At 62.5% G+C, this 23120-nt stretch carries 17 protein-coding genes; 7 read left to right on the plus strand and 10 right to left on the minus strand.

From position 1 onward, the window contains the following. Positions 1-11: 11 nt before the first annotated feature. From ACR9Y2_RS12075 to glnA, 4 genes are all read right to left on the minus strand, one after another. Positions 12-509: an MOSC domain-containing protein gene (locus ACR9Y2_RS12075; RefSeq protein ID WP_435041539.1), complete on the minus strand. Its 498-nt coding sequence runs from the start codon at positions 507-509 to the stop codon at positions 12-14. Beyond that, positions 510-926, minus strand: coding sequence for a hypothetical protein (locus tag ACR9Y2_RS12080; RefSeq protein ID WP_435041540.1), 417 nt, complete (start codon positions 924-926; stop codon positions 510-512). After that, positions 905-1318 (minus strand): HEPN domain-containing protein, encoded by a 414-nt coding sequence (locus ACR9Y2_RS12085; RefSeq protein WP_435041541.1) that lies wholly within the window; start codon positions 1316-1318, stop codon positions 905-907. The genes ACR9Y2_RS12080 and ACR9Y2_RS12085 overlap by 22 nt, the downstream gene beginning before the upstream one ends. Before the next feature lie 100 nt (positions 1319-1418). Then, positions 1419-2828 carry a type I glutamate--ammonia ligase gene (gene glnA, locus ACR9Y2_RS12090; RefSeq protein WP_435041543.1) on the minus strand — a complete coding sequence of 470 codons (1410 nt, stop codon included), beginning with the start codon at positions 2826-2828 and terminating at the stop codon, positions 1419-1421. 459 nt (positions 2829-3287) lie between these two features. On the opposite strand from glnA, the gene ACR9Y2_RS12095 reads away from it, so the two are divergent. Next, positions 3288-4718 carry a glutamine synthetase family protein gene (locus ACR9Y2_RS12095; protein ID WP_435041544.1) on the plus strand — a complete coding sequence of 477 codons (1431 nt, stop codon included), beginning with the start codon at positions 3288-3290 and terminating at the stop codon, positions 4716-4718. Between the two features lie 226 nt (positions 4719-4944). After that, positions 4945-8607: a carboxypeptidase regulatory-like domain-containing protein gene (locus ACR9Y2_RS12100; protein WP_435041545.1), complete on the plus strand. Its 3663-nt coding sequence runs from the start codon at positions 4945-4947 to the stop codon at positions 8605-8607. 44 nt (positions 8608-8651) lie between these two features. Here the strand turns inward: ACR9Y2_RS12100 and ACR9Y2_RS12105 are convergent, their stop codons facing one another. The 3 genes from ACR9Y2_RS12105 to ACR9Y2_RS12115 form a co-directional block, all read right to left on the minus strand. Further along, positions 8652-10202, minus strand: coding sequence for an alpha-L-arabinofuranosidase (locus tag ACR9Y2_RS12105; RefSeq protein WP_435041547.1), 1551 nt, complete (start codon positions 10200-10202; stop codon positions 8652-8654). A 61-nt stretch (positions 10203-10263) separates the two neighbouring features. Beyond that, the gene (locus tag ACR9Y2_RS12110; RefSeq protein ID WP_435041548.1) at positions 10264-10938 is read right to left on the minus strand and encodes a LuxR C-terminal-related transcriptional regulator; all 675 of its coding nucleotides are present in this window, start codon (positions 10936-10938) and stop codon (positions 10264-10266) included. Further along, positions 10877-12343, minus strand: coding sequence for an ATP-binding protein (locus ACR9Y2_RS12115; RefSeq protein WP_435041549.1), 1467 nt, complete (start codon positions 12341-12343; stop codon positions 10877-10879). Before ACR9Y2_RS12115 ends, ACR9Y2_RS12110 begins: the two co-directional genes overlap by 62 nt. A 166-nt stretch (positions 12344-12509) precedes the next feature. On the opposite strand from ACR9Y2_RS12115, the gene ACR9Y2_RS12120 reads away from it, so the two are divergent. Both ACR9Y2_RS12120 and ACR9Y2_RS12125 read left to right on the plus strand, forming a co-directional pair. Beyond that, positions 12510-13421 carry a bestrophin family protein gene (locus ACR9Y2_RS12120; protein WP_435041550.1) on the plus strand — a complete coding sequence of 304 codons (912 nt, stop codon included), beginning with the start codon at positions 12510-12512 and terminating at the stop codon, positions 13419-13421. A 25-nt stretch (positions 13422-13446) separates the two neighbouring features. Continuing rightward, a complete protein-coding gene (locus ACR9Y2_RS12125; RefSeq protein ID WP_435041551.1) occupies positions 13447-14334 on the plus strand; it encodes a universal stress protein in 888 nt (295 codons plus the stop codon). On the opposite strand, the gene ACR9Y2_RS12130 is transcribed toward ACR9Y2_RS12125, so the two are convergent. The 3 genes from ACR9Y2_RS12130 to ACR9Y2_RS12140 are packed head-to-tail and all read right to left on the minus strand — an operon-like array spanning position 14331 to position 17429. Then, positions 14331-15122, minus strand: a complete 792-nt coding sequence (locus ACR9Y2_RS12130) for an HpcH/HpaI aldolase family protein (protein WP_435041552.1) — start codon at positions 15120-15122, stop codon at positions 14331-14333. The genes ACR9Y2_RS12125 and ACR9Y2_RS12130 overlap by 4 nt on opposite strands. Further along, on the minus strand, positions 15119-16426 hold the full coding sequence (locus ACR9Y2_RS12135; RefSeq protein ID WP_435041553.1) for a sialidase family protein: 1308 nt from the start codon (positions 16424-16426) through the stop codon (positions 15119-15121). Before ACR9Y2_RS12135 ends, ACR9Y2_RS12130 begins: the two co-directional genes overlap by 4 nt. 13 nt (positions 16427-16439) lie before the next feature. Next, positions 16440-17429: an NAD(P)-dependent oxidoreductase gene (locus ACR9Y2_RS12140; RefSeq protein ID WP_435041554.1), complete on the minus strand. Its 990-nt coding sequence runs from the start codon at positions 17427-17429 to the stop codon at positions 16440-16442. 120 nt (positions 17430-17549) lie between these two features. Between ACR9Y2_RS12140 and ACR9Y2_RS12145 the strand changes: the two genes are divergently transcribed. From ACR9Y2_RS12145 to ACR9Y2_RS12155, 3 genes are all read left to right on the plus strand, one after another. Next, the gene (locus tag ACR9Y2_RS12145) at positions 17550-18329 is read left to right on the plus strand and encodes a GntR family transcriptional regulator (RefSeq protein ID WP_435041555.1); all 780 of its coding nucleotides are present in this window, start codon (positions 17550-17552) and stop codon (positions 18327-18329) included. After that, positions 18326-19606: an MFS transporter gene (locus tag ACR9Y2_RS12150; RefSeq protein WP_435041556.1), complete on the plus strand. Its 1281-nt coding sequence runs from the start codon at positions 18326-18328 to the stop codon at positions 19604-19606. The genes ACR9Y2_RS12145 and ACR9Y2_RS12150 overlap by 4 nt, the downstream gene beginning before the upstream one ends. A gap of 85 nt (positions 19607-19691) precedes the next feature. After that, on the plus strand, positions 19692-23108 hold the full coding sequence (locus ACR9Y2_RS12155) for a TonB-dependent receptor domain-containing protein (protein ID WP_435041557.1): 3417 nt from the start codon (positions 19692-19694) through the stop codon (positions 23106-23108). Positions 23109-23120: the final 12 nt, after the last annotated feature.

Raw genomic sequence — 23120 nt, forward strand, 5'->3', positions numbered from 1 at the left:
GCCAGTCCGACTTAGACCTTCTGGTCTACTAGTGCGATTATAGCCCCGGGATAGATTCGGCCCGGCTGCACGACGCTGGCGTAGAACCCGCAACGGGCCCATTTCGCCGTGCCGGGTATCCCGTCCTTTTGATACACCGCCCGTTGAATCTTGCCCGGCTCGCCGCTGTTGTACACTTCCAGCGTCTTGCATGGCTGCCGCAGTTGCGTCAGCTCCAGCACCGCGTCGCCGGCCCGGAACCGCTGGCCCTCCCGCAGTTGGCGGAAATCGATGCCCTGCACCGTCAGGTTCTCGCCCAACGCACCCGGCGAGACCGTAAACCCCTCGGCCTGCAGCCCGTCCAGATCCTCCAGCGAGATCAGCAGCACCGCCTTGCGAGGCCCGCCGTGATACTTCAGGTTCCGCTGCACATCCCCCTCGAGGCCCAAAGGCCCAACCCACGCTTCCGGGATGGCAAGCTTAGGAACTCCGCCCTTCGAGATGCTCACTTGAACGATCTGGCCTGTCATTTATTTATGTGAGGCGCCGCGAGGGTGGAAGTAGTCCGCCGCGTTGAAGAAGTAAATGTGGGCGCCAGGGATGAAAACTCCATTCACTGACTCCCGATCGTAGGATTCGTCCTGCTTATTGTCCATGCCGAATGCGAGGTTGAGAATGGTAATCACACTCGCCTTGGGACTGACGAATTCGACAGAGCTGTAAAGCGACGAGGGAAGAGCCGGGGGGGCCTCCAGAGCGAGCCTCATCTCTTCGTAGAGCCGCAACGGCCCGATTGTATCCACATTCGGGCTGGCCAGTAGAAGTCGCCACTCATCATCTCTCAGCCACCACAACGCGGCAATGAGCGGGATCTGACGGCTGCGAATCCGTTGTACCAGGTCCCCTCCGTCGAGGATGTCGGGCATTACCAATGCTGTTTGACCCATGACAGTACCCCTTCTTCGTCGTGTCCAATCGCAAGGAGTAAATCCCTCGCTTCGGCTTCGCTCCGTGATTCGTACCGGCTCTGCTCCGACCAGCTACTGACAACCTTCCAGAAATTCTTGAAACTCGGCGACCCCACTTCCTTCGCCTGGCGTTCCTTTTCTAGCCCAGCCTTCTTCAGGAGCTTGGAAAGGTCGTGAATGTACAGGTCACTCAGGAAGGCCTTATCAGGGAAGTCGTACTGCTTGATCTGCTTGGCTACGCATGCCTTGAGGGCGCACTCAATAGAGTAACCAGACATGTAGAAAGCTGCCGACCACCGCTCTGCCGCAAGCAAGGCCTTTGCATCCTCAATCCGGTCTTCCGAAAGTCGCTGCAACTCGTCTCTATTCATGCCAAGGCACGCTCTCTTCTCATCGTAGCAATGCTGTCGGACGGCCTCCAGTGGAAGGCGAGACGATCAACCTTCCACTGGAAGTCAGAAAACATCCGGCCTAGATGTCGTAATACAGAGCGAACTCGTACGGATGCGGCCGCAACCGCACGGCATCCGCTTCATTCTTCTGCTTATACGTGATCCAGGTCTCCAGCAGCTCTTCCGTGAAGACATCGTCTTTCAGCAGGAAGTTGTGGTCCTCTTCCAGGCACTGCAGGGCTTCATCCAGCGACGCCGGCATCGAGGGGACGGCCTTCAACTCCTCCGGCGACAGGTCGTAAATGTCCTTGTCCAGCGACTCGCCCGGATCCACCTTGTTGATGATGCCGTCCAGGCCGGCCATCAGCATCGCCGCGAACGCCAGGTACGGATTCGCCGACGGATCCGGCGGCCGGAACTCCACCCGCTTCGCCTTCGGGCTCGACGAGTACATCGGAATGCGCACCGCGGCCGAGCGGTTCCGCCGCGAATAGGCCAGGTTCACCGGCGCTTCATAACCCGGCACCAGCCGCTTGTACGAGTTGGTCGTCGGCGCAATGATCGCCGAAAGAGCCCGCGCATGCTTCAGCAGGCCGCCGATGTACCACAGCGCCATCTGGCTCAGCCCCGCGTAGCCGTCACCGGCAAACAGCGGCTGCCCGCCCTTCCACAGGCTTTGGTGGCAGTGCATCCCACTGCCGTTGTCGCCAAACAGCGGCTTCGGCATGAACGTCACCGTTTTGCCGTGACGGTAGGCCACATTACGGATGCAGTACTTGTACAGCATCATGTTGTCGGCCGACTTCACCATCGTGTCGAAGCGCTGGTCGATCTCGCATTGCCCGGCCGTGGCGACTTCGTGGTGATGGCACTCGATGTCGAGCCCCACCTTCAACATCGTCTCCACCATCTCCGCGCGCAGGTTTTGATAGTGGTCCGTCGGCGGCAGCGGGAAGTAGCCTTCCTTGTAGCGCGGCCGGTAGCCCAGGTTGTTGGCCTCGCGCCCGGAGTTCCAGCGCCCCTCTTCCGCGTCAATAAAGTAGTACCCGCTGTGCGGATTCTGATCGAACCGGATGTTGTCGAAAATGAAGAACTCGGCTTCCGCACCGAAGTAGACGGTATCCGCGATGCCGCTGTTCTTCAGGTACAGTTCGGCCTTCTTGGCGATCCAGCGCGGATCGCGGTCGTACTTCTGCCGCGTGATCGGATCCTGTATATCGCCGATCATGCACAGCGTCGGCGTCTCGAAGAACGGATCCATATAGGCCGTGTTCGGATCCGGTATCAGCAGCATGTCGCTCTCATTGATCGCTGCCCAGCCGCGGATGCTTGAGCCGTCAATGCCGAAGCCTTCCTCGAAACTGTCCTCGGTCAACTGGCCGATAGGGTATGAAATGTGCTGGGCGAGGCCGGGCAGGTCTGTGAACCGCAAGTCGATCTGCCGTGCGCCCTGCTGTTTCGCGTACTCGATTACTTCATTGGGGGTCATCGTTATATTGGTCCTCTGGGGCCGTCGCAGTGTCGATTCTAACAGCGCAAGCCGGGGGCAGGAAGCGGAAACCCCTGTGTCATAAGGGCAACTGATGCCTCCAGACGCCGGCGCCACGGCCTGGCGGAACACCTATCGTCCAGGCGGGCGGCGTGCGCCGCTCTTTGCCCGCCCTTCTAAGTGATGACAGGTGAATAGGTTACGGGCATCGCTGGCCCCTCATCAATTCCACAAACCAAGCCCATAAAAAAATCCGATTACTAAAGACGCCCAAACCCGTTGCTGGCACAGGGGGGCTGTGGCGGATAATCAGTCTTTGGTTGTACTTGCTCGGTCGAAACTCGGTCGGGTGTGTCGTTGGGCCGGAGTCGACGCAGGTTGATGGTGCCCCTTCGATTGGTTCGTTCACGGCTTTCCACCCAGGAGAGAAATCTTAGATTCGTACGTCAGAGGAGATAGATGTCTAACCCACTGCAAGACTTTCTGAACCTTTCTTACGCAGAGCTCGAAGACCTGAATTTGGCTGCCAAGGAGCAACGTAAGAACCGCGTTCCCGCCGAGCAGATTCAGGAAGAGCGGCTGAAGTACCTTACCGATGAGAAGCGGATCAAGGCCGTCACTGTCCTGTTTAGCGACCTGGAAGGCCGCCTGCACATGCTCGACTATGACAAGAAGTTTCTTGTCAAGAGCTGGGACAACCTGACGTTCGATGGATCCTCCATCCGTGGCTTCACCGCGCAGCGCGAGAGCGACCTCCGCCTCGGCATGGACTGGAGCGCCTTCTACTGGGCGCCCTCCGACATCTTCGGCTCCGGCAAAGTGCTGGTGTTCGGTGAAGTCATCGACAAGGACGGCTCCGCCTATACCGGCGACATCCGTGGCGTCCTCAAGACCTTCTCCAACGCCCAGTTCCAGAAGAACGGCTACACGCTGAACGCCGCCAACGAGATTGAAGGCTTCCTGTTCAAGGGCGCCGACGCCGAGCGGACTTACAACGAGACCGGCAAGTTCGAGTACGTCAACACCGGCGGCTACTACCACTCGCTGCCCGGCGATCCGCTGCGCCAGTTCATCGACACCTCCGCTGAAGTGCAGCGCGCGATGGGCTTCGAGAACGAGAAGGATCACCCCGAAGTCGCCCCGTCCCAGTTCGAAATCAACTACGGCTACGGCGAAGTGGTTGCCGCCGCCGACCAGATCCAGCTCTACAAGCTGATCTGCCGCCAGGTCGCCACCAAGATGGGCCTCTCCGCCAGCTTCCTGCCCAAGCCGGTCGTCGGCGTCAACGGCAGCGGCATGCACACCAACGTGTCGATCAGCAAGAACGGCAAGAACATCTTCTGGGATCCCAAGGGCGAAGAGAAGCTCAGCAAGTTCGGCTGGCAGTTCATCGACAGGATCCTCACCCACGGCAACGACATCTGCCTGGCCCTCAACGCCAGCGTGAATGCCTACCGCCGTCTCGATCCGCACTTCGAAGCTCCGAACCAGATCAAGGCTTCGGCCGTCGATCGCGGCTCCATGGTCCGCATCCCCATCGGCAACGAGCGCAGCTCACGCGTCGAAGTCCGCTCCGTCGGTCCCGACGCCAATCCGTACCTCGTGCTCTTCTCGGTCTTCAAGACCGGTCTCGAAGGCGAGATCGCCAAGATCAAGAACCTGCGCCAGGCCGACCGCTACCTGCCGGACAACATCTATGACGCGCTGGCGAACTTCACCAACGCCGAATGGACCAGCACGATGCTCGGCGCCGACGTCAAGGCTCGCTACGCGGAACTGAAGCAGGCTTCCGCCGACCGCTGCCCCCGCCTGCTGGGCACGTTCGTCAAGCCGCAGGAAGTTCAGTACCATCACGAAGTCTACAACCAGTTCCTCTGGAACCAGTTCTAGAACAATCTCAACCTTCAACCAAAACGCCCCGGCACCCGCAGCCGGGGCGTTTTGCTGTCTGTGCGCCTATCGTGGGATTGTTTACGACTGTTGCAAATGTGACAAATCAATTTACCTTGATGACATCATGGGGGCGAAAGTTGATTTGAGCATCGGCCTGATCGATTTTAGTATCTAATTGGGGTAACTCATCCCTTAGCTTCAGGGATGTAATTTTGAGGTCCCAATGTACAGAATCGTCAACGCCACAAGTCTCACTATCCTTTTGGCGGCTGCGCTGTTTGGGCAGGCCGCCACCTCAGTCAACGGTACTGTCACCGATCCAAGCGGGTTACCAGTCCCGGATGCGAAGATTCAGCTCCGCGATCCGCAGACAGGCTCCAGCCGCGAAACCACTTCTGATTCACAAGGCCGTTATGCGCTGCCGCAGGTGAAGCCGGGTCTTTATCAGATCACCGCGAAAGCCAGCGGGTTTAACGACTTAATCGTAAATGAAGTCCGGCTGCTGGTAAACACACCCGCTACCGTGAACTTAACATTTGAAAGTGTCGGCTCCGTATCAACAGTAGTCTCCGTCTCGGCCGAATCCACACAAATCAACACCACTGATGCATCTATCGGAAATGCGATCGGCGAGAAGCCGATTCTCGAACTTCCGCTCGAAGCCCGCAACGTTGTAGGGCTGCTCTCCATCCAGCCCGGTGTCACCTATTTGGGGGAACCGGAGCCGGGCGTGCAGAGCGACTTCCGCAGCGGCTCAGTCAACGGCGGCAAGTCCGACCAGGCCAACGTGACGCTGGATGGCGTCGATGTGAACGACCAGCAGTTGCGCAGCGCTTTCACCAGCGTGCTGCGCGCCACGCTGGATTCCGTGCAGGAGTTCCGCACCATCACCACCAACGCCGGAGCCGAGTTTGGCCGCACCAGCGGCGCCCAGGTGAGCCTGCTTACCCGCAGCGGCTCCAACGACCTCCACGGGGCGCTCTACTACTTCCTGCGCAACACCGCCACCAGCGCCAACAGCTTCTTCAACAACTCCGCCGGGGTGCCGCGCGAGAAGCTGAACCGCAACCTGTTCGGCGGCCGGTTGGGCGGTCCCATCCAGAAGAACCGCCTGTTCTACTTCCTGAATTATGAAGGCCGGCGTGACAGCAGCGAGATCAATGCCGTCCGGGTGGTGCCCAATGCCGACTTCCGGAACGGGCTGTTCCACTATGTGCGCAAGGACGGCAGCATCGGGTCCCTCGGGCCGGCTGACTTCAAGCGGCTCGACCCGCTGGGCATTGGCCAGAACCAGGCGGTGCTCGACCTGCTGAAGACCTACCCGATGCCGAACGATTCGACCTCCGGTGACCTGTTGAATACAGCCGGGTTCCGGTTCAATGCGCGCGCTCCGCTGACGTGGAATACCTATATCGCCAAGGTCGACTGGACGGCCGACGCCTCAGGCCGGCACGTCTTCTTCCTGCGCGGGAACCTGCAGAATGACGACTACACCAACTCGCTGGGCGTCCCGAAGTTTCCCGACCAGCCGCCGCAGCGCAAGTATCTCGACAACAGCAAAGGTCTTGCCGTGGGCTACACGGCGACCCTCACGCCTTCGCTGATCAGCAGCTTCCATTACGGCTTCACGCGGCAGGGGTTGGACAACCTCGGCTCGCTGACGGCGAACTTCGCGGACTTCCGCGACATCGACGACCGGTTTGCCACCACCAGCACGTTGTCGCGCATCACGAGCGTCCACCAGGTGTCCGAGGACTTCTCCTGGAACCACGGCGCGCACAACGTGGCCTTTGGCGGGGTGATGCGCTTCATCCGCAACAACCGCCGGGACTTCGGCAACTCGTTCTCGAACGCGCTGACGAACGCCAACTACCTGTTGGGCAGCGGCCGCGAGTTCGAGGTCGCCGACGCGCAGGGCGGCACGGCCTACCGCCGGCAGTTCGTGAACCTGCTGGGCCTGATGACGCAGCTCACGGCCAACTACAACTACGATCTGCAGGGCAACCTGCTGCCGCTGGGGCAGGGCATCCAACGGAGTTTTGCCTCGGAAGAGTACGAGATGTACGTGCAGGATACGTGGCGCGCCACGCGCAGCCTGACCATCACGGCCGGTCTGCGGCTGTCGCTGATGCCGCCGGTCTATGAGCGCAACGGCTACCAGACGAATCCGAAAGTGCCGCTGGCGGACTGGTTCCTGCAGCGTCAACTGCTGGCCGACTCCGGCCAGTCACAGGCGGGGGTTGCTCCGGTGGAGTTCGACCTTGCTTCCCGGCTGGGCCGCGACCTGTATCCGTATCATAAGAACTGGTCGCCCCGGCTGGGACTTGCCTACTCACCGCAGGGCAACGACGGCTGGTCGAAGAAGCTGTTCGGCGGGCCGGGCAAGACGTCGATCCGCGCCGGCTTCGGGCTGTTCTACGACCTGTTCGGCCAGGGCATCATCACCAACTACTCCGGCAGCGCGCTGGGCCTCACCAGCCAACTGCAGCCGGCGCCGACCTTCACAGCCAGCGATGCGCCGCGCTTCACCGGCTTCTATAACTGGGATTCGTCGATCCTGCCGCAGGCGCCGGCCGGCGGCTTCCCGCAGGTGCAGCCCGACAACTTCGCGATCACGAACTCGATTGACGAGAAGCTGAAGGCGCCGTACACGATGAACACGAACTTCAGTATTTCGCGCGAGTTCGGTGGTGGCCTGATGATCCAGGGCTCGTATGTGGGACGGCTTTCGCGGCGCTCGCTGATCAACTTCGACATGGCGATGCCGACGAACCTGCGCGATCCCTCCTCCGGCCAGACCTATTTCCAGGCGGCGCAGCAGTTGGCGCTGATGGCCCGCGCCGGCACCTCCACCGCGAACGTGAAACCTATCGCGTTCTGGGAAAACATGTGGCCCGGGGCCGCCTCCGGGACCCGTACCGCGACGCAGAACATCTACAGCCTGTTTGCGGGCGCCTATCCCGACATCACCTCGGCTTTGACGGCCATCGACCTGCCGGACGAGACCGGCGAATGCTTCCCGTCGTGCAGCAAGCTGGGGCCGTACTCGATGTTCAACAGCCAGTTCTCTTCGCTGGCGGCCGCCCGTTCCGTGGGCAAGGGCTACTACCACGCCATGCAGTGGACCGTGCGGAAACGCTTCTCCACGGTCCAGTTGGACTTCAACTACACCTACGGCAAATCGATCGACTACTCCTCCTCGCGGGAAGTGGCTTCGGCTACCGGCGGGCAGATCATCAACTCCTGGAACACGCGCCAGATGAAGGATGTCTCCGACTACGATGTCACTCACCTGGTGAGCGCGCTGGGCGTGTGGGAGCTGCCGGTGGGCAAGGGCAAGCGCTGGTTGAGCAGCCCCAACCGTGTCACCGACAACCTGTTGGGCGGCTGGCAGTTGAGCGGCATCTGGCGTCAATCCAGCGGCTTCCCCACCGGCGCGTTTGCCGGTGGTGTCTGGCCGACGAACTGGAACGTGCCCAGCTTCGCTTCGCAGACCGGGTTCGTCCCCAAGACCGGCACGACCAAGAACGCGGGCGCGGCCATTGACGGCGCGGCCGGCGGCCCGAACATGTTCTCGGATCCCGCGACCGCCATCGCGGGTTACGACTACGCTCTGCCCGGGGAGAGCGGCCAGCGCAACGGCCTGCGCGGGGATGGGTTCTTCACCATCGACCTGGGCATGGCCAAGCGGTTCACTTTGTTCACTCACCGGGATGTGCCGCACACGCTGCAGTTCCGGGCCGAGGCTTTCAACGTGACCAACACGGTCCGTTTCGACGTGGCGACCTCGAACACGGATATCAATGATCCGGGTTCGTTTGGTAAGTACACTTCGCAGTTCGGCAGCCCGCGCGTCTTCCAATTCGCGCTGCGCTACGAGTTCTGAGGTTAGGTGAAGGCGGGGGCCGTGACGTGTCGCGGCCCCCTGGTTTATGCGGCGTTCAACTCGAGTTCGACGACGGAGACTGAGCCGGCGGGGAAGGTCCATTTCGGCGCAGAGCCCGCCGGGAGCTTGGTTTCCACGGGTTTGAAGGCATCCGGTTGGTCGAGGCCGACGTACTGGCGCAGGTCCTCCGGAGCAATCGCGATCACCCGACCGCCCTGGATCAGGCTGCCTTTTACGGCGAAGGACACTTCGACTGAGCCGCGGTAGTTCAAGTTAGCTACGTGGAGATAGACGCGGCTGCCCGTGCGGCTGGCCGCGATGTCCAGGCCGGAGGGAGCGCTCGATACGGCAACGCCCTGCTTCCCGTTGTGCCGTTTGAAGAGGCGGGCGATGGAGCCTACCGGCATGGGGTAAGTGAGGCCGCGCGGCGTCTGGAGGGTGAGGGCATTCACGGTCCAGCGATTGCCCTGGAAGTCGGCGGCGGTGGCGATCTTCACCGTTGCTCCATGCCGTTGGTAGATGTTGAGGGACCGGGCGTGATAGGCGGCGGTGAGCCACTCGGCCAGGATCGGGTTGGCATTGTGCGGCGGCAGGCTCAGGTGGCCTTCGGTGACGGCGATGCCCTTCTTCATGCCGGAGGCTGCGATGACGTCCTCGAGTTCCTTGACGCGGGTTTCTACGTTGTTGGAGAGCTCGAGCAGCTCTTCCCAGGCGCGTTCGGGTTCCTTCTGGTAGCGGAGCCCCTTGAGCACCGTGTCAGGCCGCTTGGGGCTCTGGCCCATCAGGTGGATGGCGACCATGTCGATGTGTTCGCCGGCCTGCTTCAGGAGCTCTGCCGCCCACAGCTCGTCGGTCTTTTTGCGCCGGTCGCCCCAACCGATGAGCTGAATCGACGGATCGCGCTGCCGCATGGCGCGCGCAAACTCGATGGTGTGCTGGATGGACTGTTCGCGGCTGAAGGTCATATCGCCGTAGGACGTCTCGTTGCCGAGTTGCCAGAGGCGGATGTTGAGAGGCTCCGCGGCGCCGTTCCTTTTGCGCTCGGCGTGGCCGGGGTCGTTGGCATAGGAGACCCAGTCGGCGGCTTCACGGGCGTCGCCGGTGCGGTCGCCTTCCGGCGTGGTATGGAAGCGTTTCTCGCCATCGGCCAGGAAGTTGACGCAATAGAGCGGCTGGGCCCCAACTCGGCGGCAGTAATCGACAAACTCGTGGGTGCCGACGCGGTTGGTCTCCTTGCCGCCCCAGAAGTAGTTGCGAATGGCGGGGCGCTTATCGGCCGGACCGACGCCCTCGCGCCATTTGTAGTGGCGGGAGTAGAGTCCGCCAAAGCGGATGACATCGGGCGCGAGGTCGCGCGTGGCTTCGACGAAGTCCTGCCGCCAGTCGTCTTTGTCATAGTCCCAGGCGGCTTCGACGCTGCTATCAGTGGTGCCCAGGGGTTCCATGAACTGCATGTAGAGCCAGGGGGAGATGTCGAAGAGTGGGGCGGGATCGACCACCAGGTTGCCCGCGGCCGCGGCCTGGACCGCGGCCGCACTACCCAACGCGGGTAGGACCCGTACGAAGGCTCTGCGATCGATTCCGTGACTGGACATGGGACTGCACCTCTGGAAGAGTTTCCGTCCCTATCCTACTGCACGGCCGGCGGGCTGGTTTCTAGCGCTGGATCTCGTCAAAGAACTGCTCCAGGGCCAGGCGCACCAACTGGCTGCGGGTGCGCACTTCGGTCTTCGCGAAGAGCTGTTGGAGAGAGGCCTTTACGGCGCTCTCCGAGATGAGGAGATGGGTGGCGATCTCCTTATTGGACAGGCCCTCGAGCAGGCAGCGGAGGATCTGTTTGTCACGCTCAGTCAAGCGGGGCGCCGGAGCCGGAGGCGCGGCGATGCCGGATTGGACCAGCGTGCGCAGGTACTCCTGCTCGATGAGGATCCGGCCGGCCGCGACCTCGCGGATGCAGCGATGCAGGGCTTCCGGCGACTGGTGTTTGTGGAAGATGCCGGAAACGCCTTCGCGAATGAGGCGCAGCGCTTCGCTATCGGGCAGGCCGGCGGTGACCAGCAGGGTTCTGCCGGTGAACCTGCGGGCGCGCAACTGCTCCAGCAGGTGGACGGCTGTGCTTTCGCCCAGGTCGTAGTCGAGGATCAGCACGTCCGGGGAGACGCGCGGAATCGAATCGAGGGCATCGGCGGCGGAACCAACCGCTCCGGCCACATGCAGGGTCTCGTCGGAGGCGAGCAGGCGAATGAGTCCCTCGCGGAAGAGGGCGTGGTCATCCACGATGAACAAGCGAATCGGATGCTCCGGCCGTGAGGGGCGGGACTCCACCATCATGCAATCTCCTTACAGGCTTGAGAGTCAGGTCAAAGCGGCAGCCTGAGGACCGCGGGACATGGACGAGGTCGCCCGAGAAGCTGCGGGCGAGGGCGCGCGAGATGTACAGGCCGAGGCCGGAGCCGTCGGAATTAGAGCGAAAGGGATGAAACAGAGTCTCGGGCTGGGAGACGCCGGGGCCGGAGTCGATGAAGGCGATGCGGACCGAGTCGCCGCCCACCTCCACCTCGACGCGGAGGGTTCTGACTGCGCCGCCGTCCACGGCCCGCAGGGAGTTCTGGGCGAGGTTGAGGAAGATCTGGAGAAGACCGTGCGAGTCGGCCTGGACGTCGGGCAGGTTGGCGGGCAGCAGCCATTCGAACTGGCCATCGATCTCGCGCCAGTCGGTTTCGACGACGACGCGCAGGTTGTCGAGAACGGCGGCCAGTGAGGCCGAGCGGGCGGTGGTGTTCTTGGCGAGTTCGAACGAGGCCAGTTTGGTGAGGCCGCCCACCAGTTGGTTGAGAGCCTGGAAATCGGCATCGACGGCGACTTCGGGGCGGCGGCCCAGGTTGGAGGCGACCATCGAGGCGGCGGAGCACAGGTTCCGGATCTCGTGCGAGACGGCCCCGGCGAGCAGGCGGTTGTAGCTGAGCACGTGCCGGAAGTTCTCCATCTCGCGGTCGCGCACCTCTTCCGAGACGTCGACGACGATGGCGGCCAGGTGATGATCGGGCCCGTCGCCGTAGGTGGAGAACCAGGTGGCGATGGGGAACATGGTGCCATCGGCGCGTTTGGCCCAGGTCCAGGCGGAGGTGCGGACCTGGCGCTGGCCGGCATGCAGCTTTACGGCGCTGCCGAGGGTAGGCACGAGTCCGCCGATGTCGCGGTCCATGAGGGTATCGGGTGGAGTGATGCCGAAGATGTCGTGGGAGGCCCGGTTGGCGGCGATGACCTTGCCGTCGTGATCCAGGGTGAGGATGGCGGCGGGGCTGCTTTCGGCCAGGATCCTGAGCTGTTCCTCGGCACGGCGGCGCAGTTCCTGCTCCAGTTTGAGGCGTGCGTAGTGGGCGATGACGATGCGCCGGTTGCGGCTCATCTCGAAGATGAGCAGGCCCATGCCGGAATAGGCGAGGAGGGCCATGGTGTAGCGGAGCCCGAACTCCAGGCCGGAATACTGCGGGGTGAAGAGACCGCGCAGGAAGGCGCAGGCGGCCGCCACCGCCAGGATCTGCCAGCGGCTGAGGGCGGTAGCCGCCACGGCTATGGGGAAGACGTAGAAGATACCGAGTGATACGTCGAGCTTGGAGCGCCACTCGAAGAGAACAAGAATGGCTACGAGTACGGCGGCCAGGGGCACGACCGTACGTGGTCTAAGTACTGTTTCTGAAAGGGGAACCCCCAGAATTGACAGCCTCGTCGGCAAGTGGAATCTCCTTCCTGTCGCATGCTGTCGTTTTTAGTTCAGACGGGCGAAGCCTTACTTTAGATACCAATCTTACGATAGACGAGAGATAGCCCGCCAAGGCGTTTGATTCCCAACCGATATCTGGTTCGGGACGAAAGCAGCGGGTAGTGTGGGGTCAGACACTATGATTGTTCGCGACCACCTTCCGCTGAAGCGAATCTGGCCGCAAGTATCGCAGCGGCTGTTACTGCTTCTCTTTTTCGATATCTCCGTGAGCGTGTTGTACACGTTTGGGGGATTCACCTTTCTGGCAATTCCGTCTGTCCCCCTGGCTCCGATGGCAGGGGCGTTGAGTATCTTCCTGGCGTTCCGCACCAATTCGGCGTATGGCCGGTGGTGGGAGGCGCGTACGTTGTGGGGCGGGCTGGTGAACAGCTCGAGGACGTTTGCGCGGCAGGCGTTGACGTTGATCGACGGCACGGGCGGCGATATGGCCTGTGTGACGGATCTGCGCAATCAACTGGTGAGGCTGCAGATCAGTTTTGTGCGGGCGCTGCGGTGCCATTTGCGGCGGCAGAATCCGTTCCCCGAACTGGAGCGGCTGCTGCCGCCTGAGGTCACCAGCCGGCTGCGGGCGCATACGAATGTACCTTCGGCGATTCTGCTGGAATCGGCGGCCATCCTGCGCAAGGCCAAAGAAGAGGGGCGGATGGACTCGTTCCGCTGGATCGCGATGGAGAACACGTTGACGGAGTTGACGAATATCCTGGGCGGCTGCGAGCGCATCAAGAACACTCCGTTGCCGCGCCAGCACGACTATTTCCCGCGCATTCTGGTGATGGCGTTCTGCCTGATCCTGCCGTTTGCGCTGGTGGAAGGGCTGCGGATGCTGACGCCGATCGCCTCCACTTTGATCAGCTTCATCCTGGTGGCGCTGGATACGGTGGGGCGCGAGATTGAGGCTCCGTTTGACAACACGGTTCACGACACGCCGATGACGAGCCTGACGCGAACCATTGAGATCAACCTGTTTCAGCAACTGGGCGAGCGCCGTGTGCCCGCCGAAGTCCACCCGGTGGACGGCTTCGTTTACTAGACAAATCGTACATAGGAGAAACCCGATGAGGAATCAATTTGGGAGACGCCTGCTCTTTCCCACGAGCTTTTCCGATGCCTGTTTCCGCACGACGCCCGTGCTGTCCGAGTGGATGGACGACCCGGAGGCGCGGCTGACGCTGCTGCACGTATATGACGCGAAGAAGAGCGGACGGCGGGAGATTGAACGGCAGTTGCAGTCGTTCTTCGCCGAGGCGGATCAGTATGGGCGCTGCGAGCGGATTCTGCTGGCCGGCGATCCGAAGGCGCAGATCCTGGAGCATTGCCGGCGGCACCGGTACGACCTGCTGTTCCTGCCGGCGTCGGAGCCGACGGGCTTTCCGCGGATTGGGCACCGGTCGTTGCGGGCGAGCCTGCTGCGGGAGGGGCATGTGCCGGTCTGGACGAACTCCGACTTTTCCAGGAGTGGCGCCTTGCGGCAGGCGCCGAAGAATGTGGCTTATGTGATGACGAACGAGCCAGGTTGGAAGGAGCACTGCGTGGAGGCGGCCGCCGCGGCGGCGCGTTGGAATGCGGTGTTCCACGTGATGTACGTATTCCCTGTGCCCGATGTGGATGACGGGACGATCGCCAGCGATCTGTTCACGGGCCGGGAGACGGGTCCGCTGGAGACGCTGCGGGCGATCGTCTCTCAGTTGCCGGTGACTTTCAAGGTGCACACTTCGACGGGCCACGAGCGGTTTGAGGTACGGCGCCTGCTGAAGGATGCGCACGCCGATATCGCCTTTATCAGCAGCGCCCGGGCGATGACCCGGGGACTATTCGGTTTGCGGATGAGCCCGATTCTCAACTCGGTCCAATGCCAGTTTGTGTGTTTCCCGGACAATCCGAGACCGGAGGTGCTGGAACAACCCAGGCTGGTGGACCGGGTGGCCTTACCGGACGCGGGCTAGCGTGCAGGGGACGCTGCTGAGGAGATGGCCGAGTGCGCGGAAGCCAGGGCTGCCTGGGCCGCGCCGGCCAGCAGCGTATTGTCTACGCCGAGGGCGATCATGGTGTAGCCGTCTTCCAGTGCCTGGCCGATGTTTTGGGGCGTGGGGTGCACGAGGTGCATCCCCGCCGCGATGCCGCGGCTGTTACAGGACGAGCGGAAGGTGCTGAGGGCCTGGACCATCTCCGGGCAGTCGAGTTGTCCGGTCTTGCCGAAGGAGCCGCTGAGGTCGAGCGGTCCGATGAAGGCTCCGTCTACGCCCTGCACATCGAGGATGCCGTCGAGGGCGTCGATGCCGTCGCGATGCTCAATCTGCATCACGATGGCAATTTCCTTGTTCGCTTCCTGGATATAGGGCGTGAAGTCGAGGCCGTGCGAGTTGGCCCGGCTGTAGCCGTAGCCGCGGCGACCCAGCGGCGGATACTTCGCCTGGTCCATGGCGGCCTGGGCCTCGGCCGGGGAGTTCACCATGGGAATGATGAGTCCGCCGGCTCCGGCATCGAGGACGCGTTTGATCCAGATGGGGTCGTTGAAGGGGAGGCGGGCAATGGGCACCGCTTCGTAGCGCTCGATGGCGCGGAAGAGGTTGGCGGTGGATTCCAGGTCGATGACGCCGTGTTCGAGGTCGACGGCAATCCAGTCGAAACCCACGCGGCCGAGCACCTCGGCGATGGCGGGATGGCCCATCTGGATCCAGGCTCCAAAGGTGGGGGTGCGATCGAGCAGCGCTTTGCGGAAAGGGTTCTTCATGACTTTTTCCCGGGGTCACAGGCATCCAGCATGCCGTCGGTGATGTATTTGCCCAGCAGGTAGTGCTTGCGGTCGGGGTACCAGAGATAGCGCTTGCCCTTGGACTCGAAGTAGCTGGTGTAAGTGGCGATTTCAGTGCGTTTCTCGGTGCCGAGGGGTTCGGCGTGATTGTCGACGAGGATGCGCGGCTGGCCGAAGCGGATGGGCTGGATGGGGTGGTTGGGGATTTCGCGGCCGACGGTGTACCAGGCGGGGGTGCGGTTTTTGAGCCAGGCTCCGGGGCCTGAGGGGCCGCCATCGTTATTGAAGAAGACGAGCAGGTAGCGGCCGTCGCCCAGGCGGTAGAGCGGGCAGGGGGCAATGGGGTTCAGGATGGGCGCGCCTTCTGGTTCGTAGCAGAGCGGGCGGGGCGTACCCCAGGTGCGTGCGCCATCGGGGGAGAGGGCGAAGTAGACCTTGCCGGTGTAGGTGCGCATGACGCAGAGCATGCGGCCATCCTTCAGGGCGTGGAGCGTCGGTTCCTGGATGATGCTCTTCTTCGGCTCCGGTTCGGCGTAGAGGCGGATTCCGGGGCCTTTGGGGTAAGTGGTGACCTGAAGTTTGGCCGGGTCCTTCTCGCGCAGGATGTTGTCGAAGGACAGGAAGGCGACTTCCGTGTTGCGGCCCCAGTTGCGGGGATCGGGGTCGGCAGCTTTGCTGGCCCAGCGGGTGAAGCCGGCGAGGACGCGGCCGTCGGGGGCGTAGAGGGGATTCTGGTAGACGATCCAGGTCTCGGGGATTTTGGGATCGGGATGGCTGAAGTCGGTGCGGCCCACGGGGTAGTCGTGGAATTCGCGGCTCCAGGTCTGGCCGCCATCCTCGGACCACTTGATGCGGAGGGCTCCCGTGTCGGCGGGGCGGACGTCCTGGATCCCGATGTTCTTGTTGTAGACGCAATAGACGCGCTTGAGCCTGGGGGCGACGATGGGGAACGCCCAACTGGCTACGCCGACCATGCGTGGTTGGCCGGGTTGGGGGCCGTCGACCTCGATGGGCGTGGTCCAGGTGCGGCCCTGGTCAGTGGAGCGGCTGCTGACGATGCGATGATTTGGAGCGTTTTCGCCGGCGCCTTGCGTCCAGATGGCGAGGAATGCGCCGTCGGGGAGCGCGACGACCTGGAAGTGCTGATTGGTGTTGTCGGCGCCGCCGGGTTTCTCCGGAATGTAGACCTTGAGGTCAGGCTTGGAGACGGCCCAAGGCGGGTCCTCGGCGCCGTGGAGGCAGGCGGCTAAGGGCAGGGTCAGGAAAGAACGCCGGTGGATCATCGTGGTCAAGTTCCTATGCGCCGCTGCTGGGCGGCAGGGATTGGAGTACTTCCGGGTTGAGCAGGTTCATCTGGCTGTAGGCGCCCTGTTCCGCGAGCAGGACATTGCGGAGTGAGTGCTGGGCCATGCGGGTGTTGGCGTCGGCGGTGTTGCTGCCGATGTGGGGCGTGAGGACGGTGTTGGGCAGCGTGCGGAGGTCCTTCGCCGGGTGGACGGGGGCGTAGGGTTCCGTTTCAAAGACATCGAGGGCGGCGCCGCCGATGGCACCCTGGGCGAGCGCGTCGTAGAGGGCGGCTTCGTCGACCACGGCTCCGCGGGCGGTATTGATGAGCCAGGCACCGGTTGGGAGGAGCGCGAGGCGCTGCTGGTTCACGAAATGGGCGTTGGCGGGTGTGGCCGGGATGTGGAGGCTGGCGAAATCGGCTTGGGGGAGCGCCTCAGCGGGGTCGCTGGTGAGTTTGGTGAAGAAGCCGGGTTCGCGCGGCGGGGTGTTTTGGATGACGCCGATGACGCGCATGTCGAAGGCGGCGGTGGCGATGCGGGCGACAGCGGAGCCGATGGGGCCGCAGCCGATGATGACGAGGGTTTTGCCGCGCAGTTCGCGTCCACCGACGGGAGCCCAGGCGCCCTGGGTCATGGCGGCGGCGACTTTGGTGGTGTGGCGGGCGGCGGCGAGAAGGAGAGAGATGGCGTGTTCGGCTACGGATTCGTTGAGGACGCCGGGGGTATTGGTGCAGAGGATGCGGGCCTGGGTGGCCTGGGCTTTGTCGATGCCGTCGTGGCCGACGCCGAAGCGGGCGAGGACGGCCGCGGGCTGGAGGACATCATATAAGGAAGAGCGGTAGGGCTGGATGCCGACGATGGCGTGGCGGGCGCCGTGGTGTTGGATGGCGGCGCAGAGGTCGGCTTCGGCGGGAGCGGAGGGGAGGCAGTTCAGGCCGGAGGCGGTGAAGATGTGTGCGCCTTTGGAGAACTCGGGTTCGGTGATGATGATGGTCGGCACAATTGAGATATCAGAATACTTCAACAACCAACTGAAGACAAGCGCGTATTTTATGTTCTCTGATATCTCACTAGCTTGCCCGGTAGACGGATCGGGCGTAAACTAGCTCGTGGTGATTCCATGAGCTCCTTCGCTGGCAATCTGACCGAACAGGTCTACATGACGATTCGCAACCGCATATTGCGAGGTGAACTACGGTTTGGAACGGGGCTTTCGCGCCGGGTCCTGGCCGAGGAACTGGGCGTCAGCATTGTCCCCGTGGGGGATGCGCTGCAGCGGTTGGAAAGCGATGGGCTGGTGGAGAGCCGGCCGAGGGTGGGGACGCGGGTGCGGATTCCGACGGCGCGGTCGATTCGCGGTCACTATATCCTGCGTGAGGCATTGGAGACGCAGGCGGCGCGGATTTTCGCGGAGAAGGCGAGTCCGGAGGAGCGGGACGAGATCCAGCGCATGGCGCACCAACTGGATGCGCTGCATGTGCTGCAGATTCCGGAGGATGACTCGGGTCGGGACCGGCTGTTCGAGATCCACCGTTTCCACATGCGGTTCCACATGCGGATTGCGGAGTGCACGGGTTGCGACGAGTTGTGCCAAGCCGTGGAAAAAAATCAGGTTCTGATCTTCAACTGGCTCTATGACACTGCTTTGGGGAACCAGCCGCCGCCGGCCGCATGGCATTCGCAACTGGCGGAGGTCCTGGTGTCCGGGGGGCCGGAGCAGGCGGATGCGGCGATGCGGAAGCACACGCGGTACCGGATGGAAGAAGTGCTGGCGCAGATGGAGCCGTACTTCGGGTGGAACGAGTCGCATGTGCAGACGTTTTCGAAGAGGTCGCGGAAGCATGGGCAGCAGGCGGCCGCGGCTCCGGCGGCTCCTGTACAACCGGATGGTGCGGAATGATGGGGCTGGGGGCCTCCTCAGCCGGCGGAGTCCAGACGAAGGTCCGGTTCCGGGTGCTGGCGATGCTGGTGCTGCTGGCCGGGATTACGTATCTGGACCGGGTTTGTATTTCGGTGACGGCTCCGCGGATGAGTGCCGATCTGGGGCTGAGCCGGATGCAGATGAGTTTTGTGTTCGGCGCGTTCACTTTGGCGTACGCCATCTTTGAGATTCCGACGGGGTTGTGGGGCGATAAGGTAGGGACGCGGCGGGTTTTGACGCGAATCGTGACCTGGTGGTCCTCTTTCACGATGCTGACGGCGGGGGTGTTCAGTTTTCCTTCGCTGTTGGGGACGCGGTTCCTGTTTGGCGCCGGAGAGGCCGGGGCGTGGCCGAATGTGGCGCGGACACTGTCGCGCTGGTTTCCGCAGCGGGAGCGCGGGACGGCGCAGGGGATCTTCTTCATGGGCGCGCACCTGGGGGGCGGAGTGACTCCGCTGCTGGTGACGGCGCTGCTCGTCCACTTTCACTGGCGGGCGCTGTTCCTGATCTTTGGCTCGATTGGGTTCCTTTGGGCGATCGCGTGGCGGTACTGGTTCCGGGACGAGCCGCACGAGCACAAGGCGGTGAGTCCGGGGGAGTGCGAGTATATCGAGTCGGGCCGTGCGATCTCGGCCGGGCACTCGTTGGAGGGCGGCGGCTGGAAGCGGCTGCTGTTGAATCCAAGTGTGTTAGCGCTGTGCGCGATGTACTTCACGCAGACATATGGGTTTACGTTCTACGTGACCTGGCTGCCGACCTATCTGGAATCGTCGCGCGGTTTTTCGGCCGGTCTGCTGGGGATCTTCGCGGGCCTGCCGCTGACCTTGAGTGTGCTGGCGGATCTGTTTGGCGGGATCACGACGGACCGGTTGACGGCGAAGCTGGGGCTGCGAGTGGGGCGTGCGGCGGTGGGCGGCGTATCGCTGGCCTGTGCCGGCATCTTCCTGATTGCGGGGACGATGGCGCCGAATCCACTAGTGGGGGCGACGTTCATTGCGCTGGCGGCGGCTTCCTCGAACTTCCTGCTGGGGGCGAGTTGGGGGGCGGCGGTGGACATTGGGGGACCGCACGCGGGGATGGTCTCGGCGGCGATGAACACCTCCGGCCAGATTGGCGGGTTTTTGAGCCCGATCATCCTGGCATACGGGGTGGACCACTATGGGAGCTGGATGGGTCCGTTGTATCTGACGGGGGCGCTTTACCTGGCTGGAGCGGTGTGTTGGTTGTGGGTGGACGCATCCCGGCAGATGGATTGATGTTTTCTGAGATATCACAATTGACAGAGACCAATTCCGGTGATAGAGTTCTGATATCTCAGAGTTGTAACCGGAAAGGGTCTCCATGTCGAAAGCTCACCAGCTAATGCTCGCCCTCGTTGCGGCGACGGCTATCGCCCACGCTCAATCCAGTTCTGGAACTATCCTCGGAACGGTCCGCGACAGCCAGGACGCCGTTATTCCCGGAGCCGTAGTCACGGTGACGGATATTGCGAAGAAGACCGTGCGCACCTTTACGACGAGTTCGGCAGGGGAGTACGTGGTGACCTTCCTCGACCCCGGCCAATACGCGATCACGGTGGAAGCGGCGGGCTTCAAGAAATACAACCAATCGGGCCTGACGGTGCGGGTAGCGGACCGGCTGACGATGGACTTCCATCTGGAGATCGGCCAGATGGTGGACCAGGTGACGGTGGAAGCGGTGACGCCGCTGGTGAATGCTGTGACGAATACCTTAGGCCAGGTGATCGAGAACCGGCGGATTATTGACCTGCCGCTGAACGGACGCGAGCCGTTTGCGCTGGCGACGCTGGCTCCGGGTGTGCTGCCGACGCCGAATAATACGGCCCAGCACCAAGGCGGGTCGGTGCCGAGCATCAGCGGCGCGGCGAACTTCACGAGCGAAGTGACGATTGACGGCATCCCGAATACGGCGCCGCGCAACCAGGGCCGGTTCAACTTCCTGATCTACACGCCTTCAGTGGATGCGGTGAGCGAGTTCAAAGTGCAGACCAATTCGATGAGCGCTGAGTATGGCCGGTTCAACGGCGGTGTGATCAGCGTGGTGACGAAGTCGGGCACGAACGAGATTCACGGGACGGCGTACGAGTTTCACCGGAACTCGTATTTCGACGCCAACACCTTCTTCAACAACCGGGCGGGCATTCCGTTGGGCGCCCTGCGGCGCAACCAGGCAGGCGGCGCGATTGGCGGTCCGGTGGTGCTGCCGAAGATCTACAACGGCAAGGATCGCACGTTCTTCTTCTTTGACTATGAGGCGTTCCGGGAGAGCACGGTGGCCTCGGCGAACTACACGGTGCCGACGGCGCTGGAGCGAACGGGCGATTTCTCGAAGACGGTGAATGCCGCGGGTGCGGCGGTGGTGATGTATGACCCGACCACGACACGGGTGGGTTCCGCCGGCACACTGATGCGGGATCCGTTCCCGGGCAATGTGATTCCGACGAACCGGATCAATGCCGTGGGCAACAATCTGGTGAAGTTCTTCCCGCTGCCGACGAATGGGCGGCTGACGGCGAACCTGGACATTGGCGCGGCGCGCGTGAATCGCGATGATACCTTTGACATCCGGATCGATCACTATGTTGGGACGAGCCACAAGATCTTCGGGCGGGTGTCGCGCCAGGAGCCATTCACGGGCGAGCCGAACTACTTCAACAACATTGCGAATCCGGGCAATCCGTCGCTGACGCAGCACCGGCGGTCGGCCGCATTGCAGGACATCTGGACGCTGACGCCGACGACGATCGTGAACTTCAACTACGGGCTGTCGCGGCAATACGGCACGCGTACGGCGTGGGGTGATGGCTATGACATTACGCAGCTCGGGTTCCCAGCCAATTTCCAGGCGAATCAGCAGGTGAGCGCGCTGCCGACCTTCTCGATTAGCGGCTACTCTGGACTGGGGAATGGCAACCAGAATTACAGCTCGCAGATGTCGCACATCCTGCAGGCGACGGTGACGCGGATCCAGGGCTCGCACACGCTGAAGGCCGGTGCTGACTATCGTGTGTATCTCGACAACCAGTTGCAGAATCCTTCGGCGCAGGGCGCGCTTTCGATCAGTTCGGCGTGGACCCAGGGTCCGAATCCCAACCAGGCGAGCACGACGGCAGGCAACGGCATCGCATCGCTGCTGCTGGGGATTCCGGGCGGGTCGCTGATCAACCAGCCGGCGATTGCCTCGGCCAGTCGCTACTGGGCCGGGTTCGTACAGGACGATTGGCGGATGAACCGCAAGCTGACGTTGAATCTCGGCTTCCGGTATGAGGTGAATGTTCCGCGCACAGAGCGATTTGACCGCATCAGCATCTTCGATGTCGGCGCGGCGTCGCCCATTGCGGCCCAGGTGCCTTCGATTCCCGGATTGCGCGGGGCGATGGCATTCCGCGATGCGAGCGACCGCCAACTGGTCGCGGGCGATAAGAACAACTGGGCTCCGCGGTTTGGGTTCGCGTATCAGTTGAACAAGGACACGGTGCTCCGCGGCGGATACGGCATCTTCTTCGGGCTGTCCTCGACGGACGCGGCCGGTGCCGCGGGCGGCTTTGTGGATGGCTTCCAGGCGACTACCAGCATTGTGACGTCGCTGGATGGCACGACACCGATCGCGAGCCTCTCGAATCCGTTCCCGAATGGCTTCAACCAGCCGTTGTCGCGCAGCCAACTGACGGACCGTTCGCTGCTGGGTCAATCGAATACTTCCGGCTTGCTGTCGCTGGCCACTCCGTACTTCCAGCAGTGGAACTTCTCGGTGCAGCGATCACTGGGCCAGGACCTGATTGTGGAGATCGCCTACACGGCAAACAAGGGTACGCATGTGCCGTATACGAACTTCAATCCAAACACGTTGACACAGGCGCAGAACGCGCTGGGCGCGGTGAATCAGCAACTGGTGGCGAATCCGTTCTACGGCATTATTACGGATCCGACCAGCTCGCTATCGCTGGCGACGGTGCAGCGCGGGCAACTGCTGCGGCCTTACCCGCAGTATGGGTCGGTCAACCTGGTGAACCCTTCGATCGGCAATTCGAACTACCATTCGATGCAGGCGCGCGTGGAGAAGCGGTTCAGCAAGGGCTACACGCTGCTGGCGGCGTATACGTGGTCGAAGAACATCACTGACTTTTCGAACGCGGCGGTGGGTTCGACGACGGGCGTGATGGATCCCTTTAACCTGAGGCTGGAACGGTCGCTGGATTCCCAGGATGTGCCGCACCGGCTGGTGTTGAGCGGGGTGTATGAGCTGCCTTTCGGCCGCGGCCGTTGGATGGGATCGCACTGGAACCGGGCGGTGGACATGCTGTTTGGCGGATGGCAGATGAACGGCATCGCCAGCTTCCAGAAGGGTGAGCCGCTGGTGATGAGCGCGATTTCGGGGACAAGGCCGATCCGGCTGCAGCAGAGTGGAGAGCTGAGCGGCTCGACACAGAGCCGGCTGTTGAAATACTTCGATACCAATGCGTTTGCGGTGCCGGCCGCGTTCACTTTGGGCAACAGCTCACGGACGGCTCCTGATCTGCGCGGGCCGGGGATTGCGAACTACGACCTCTCGTTGTTCAAGACCTTCGCGATCTATGAACGGTTGAGGGCCCAGTTCCGCTTTGAGACGTTCAATGCGATGAACAGGGTGTGGTTCGGGATGCCGAGCACCTCCATTGGTTCAACGAGTGCGGGTGTCATCAGCAGCCAGGCGAACTCGCCGCGGCAACTGCAACTGGCGCTGAAGTTCCTGTTCTAATCGGAACAACGA

This window comes from Paludibaculum fermentans (assembly GCF_051172195.1).
Classification (GTDB): domain Bacteria; phylum Acidobacteriota; class Terriglobia; order Bryobacterales; family Bryobacteraceae; genus Paludibaculum; species Paludibaculum fermentans_A.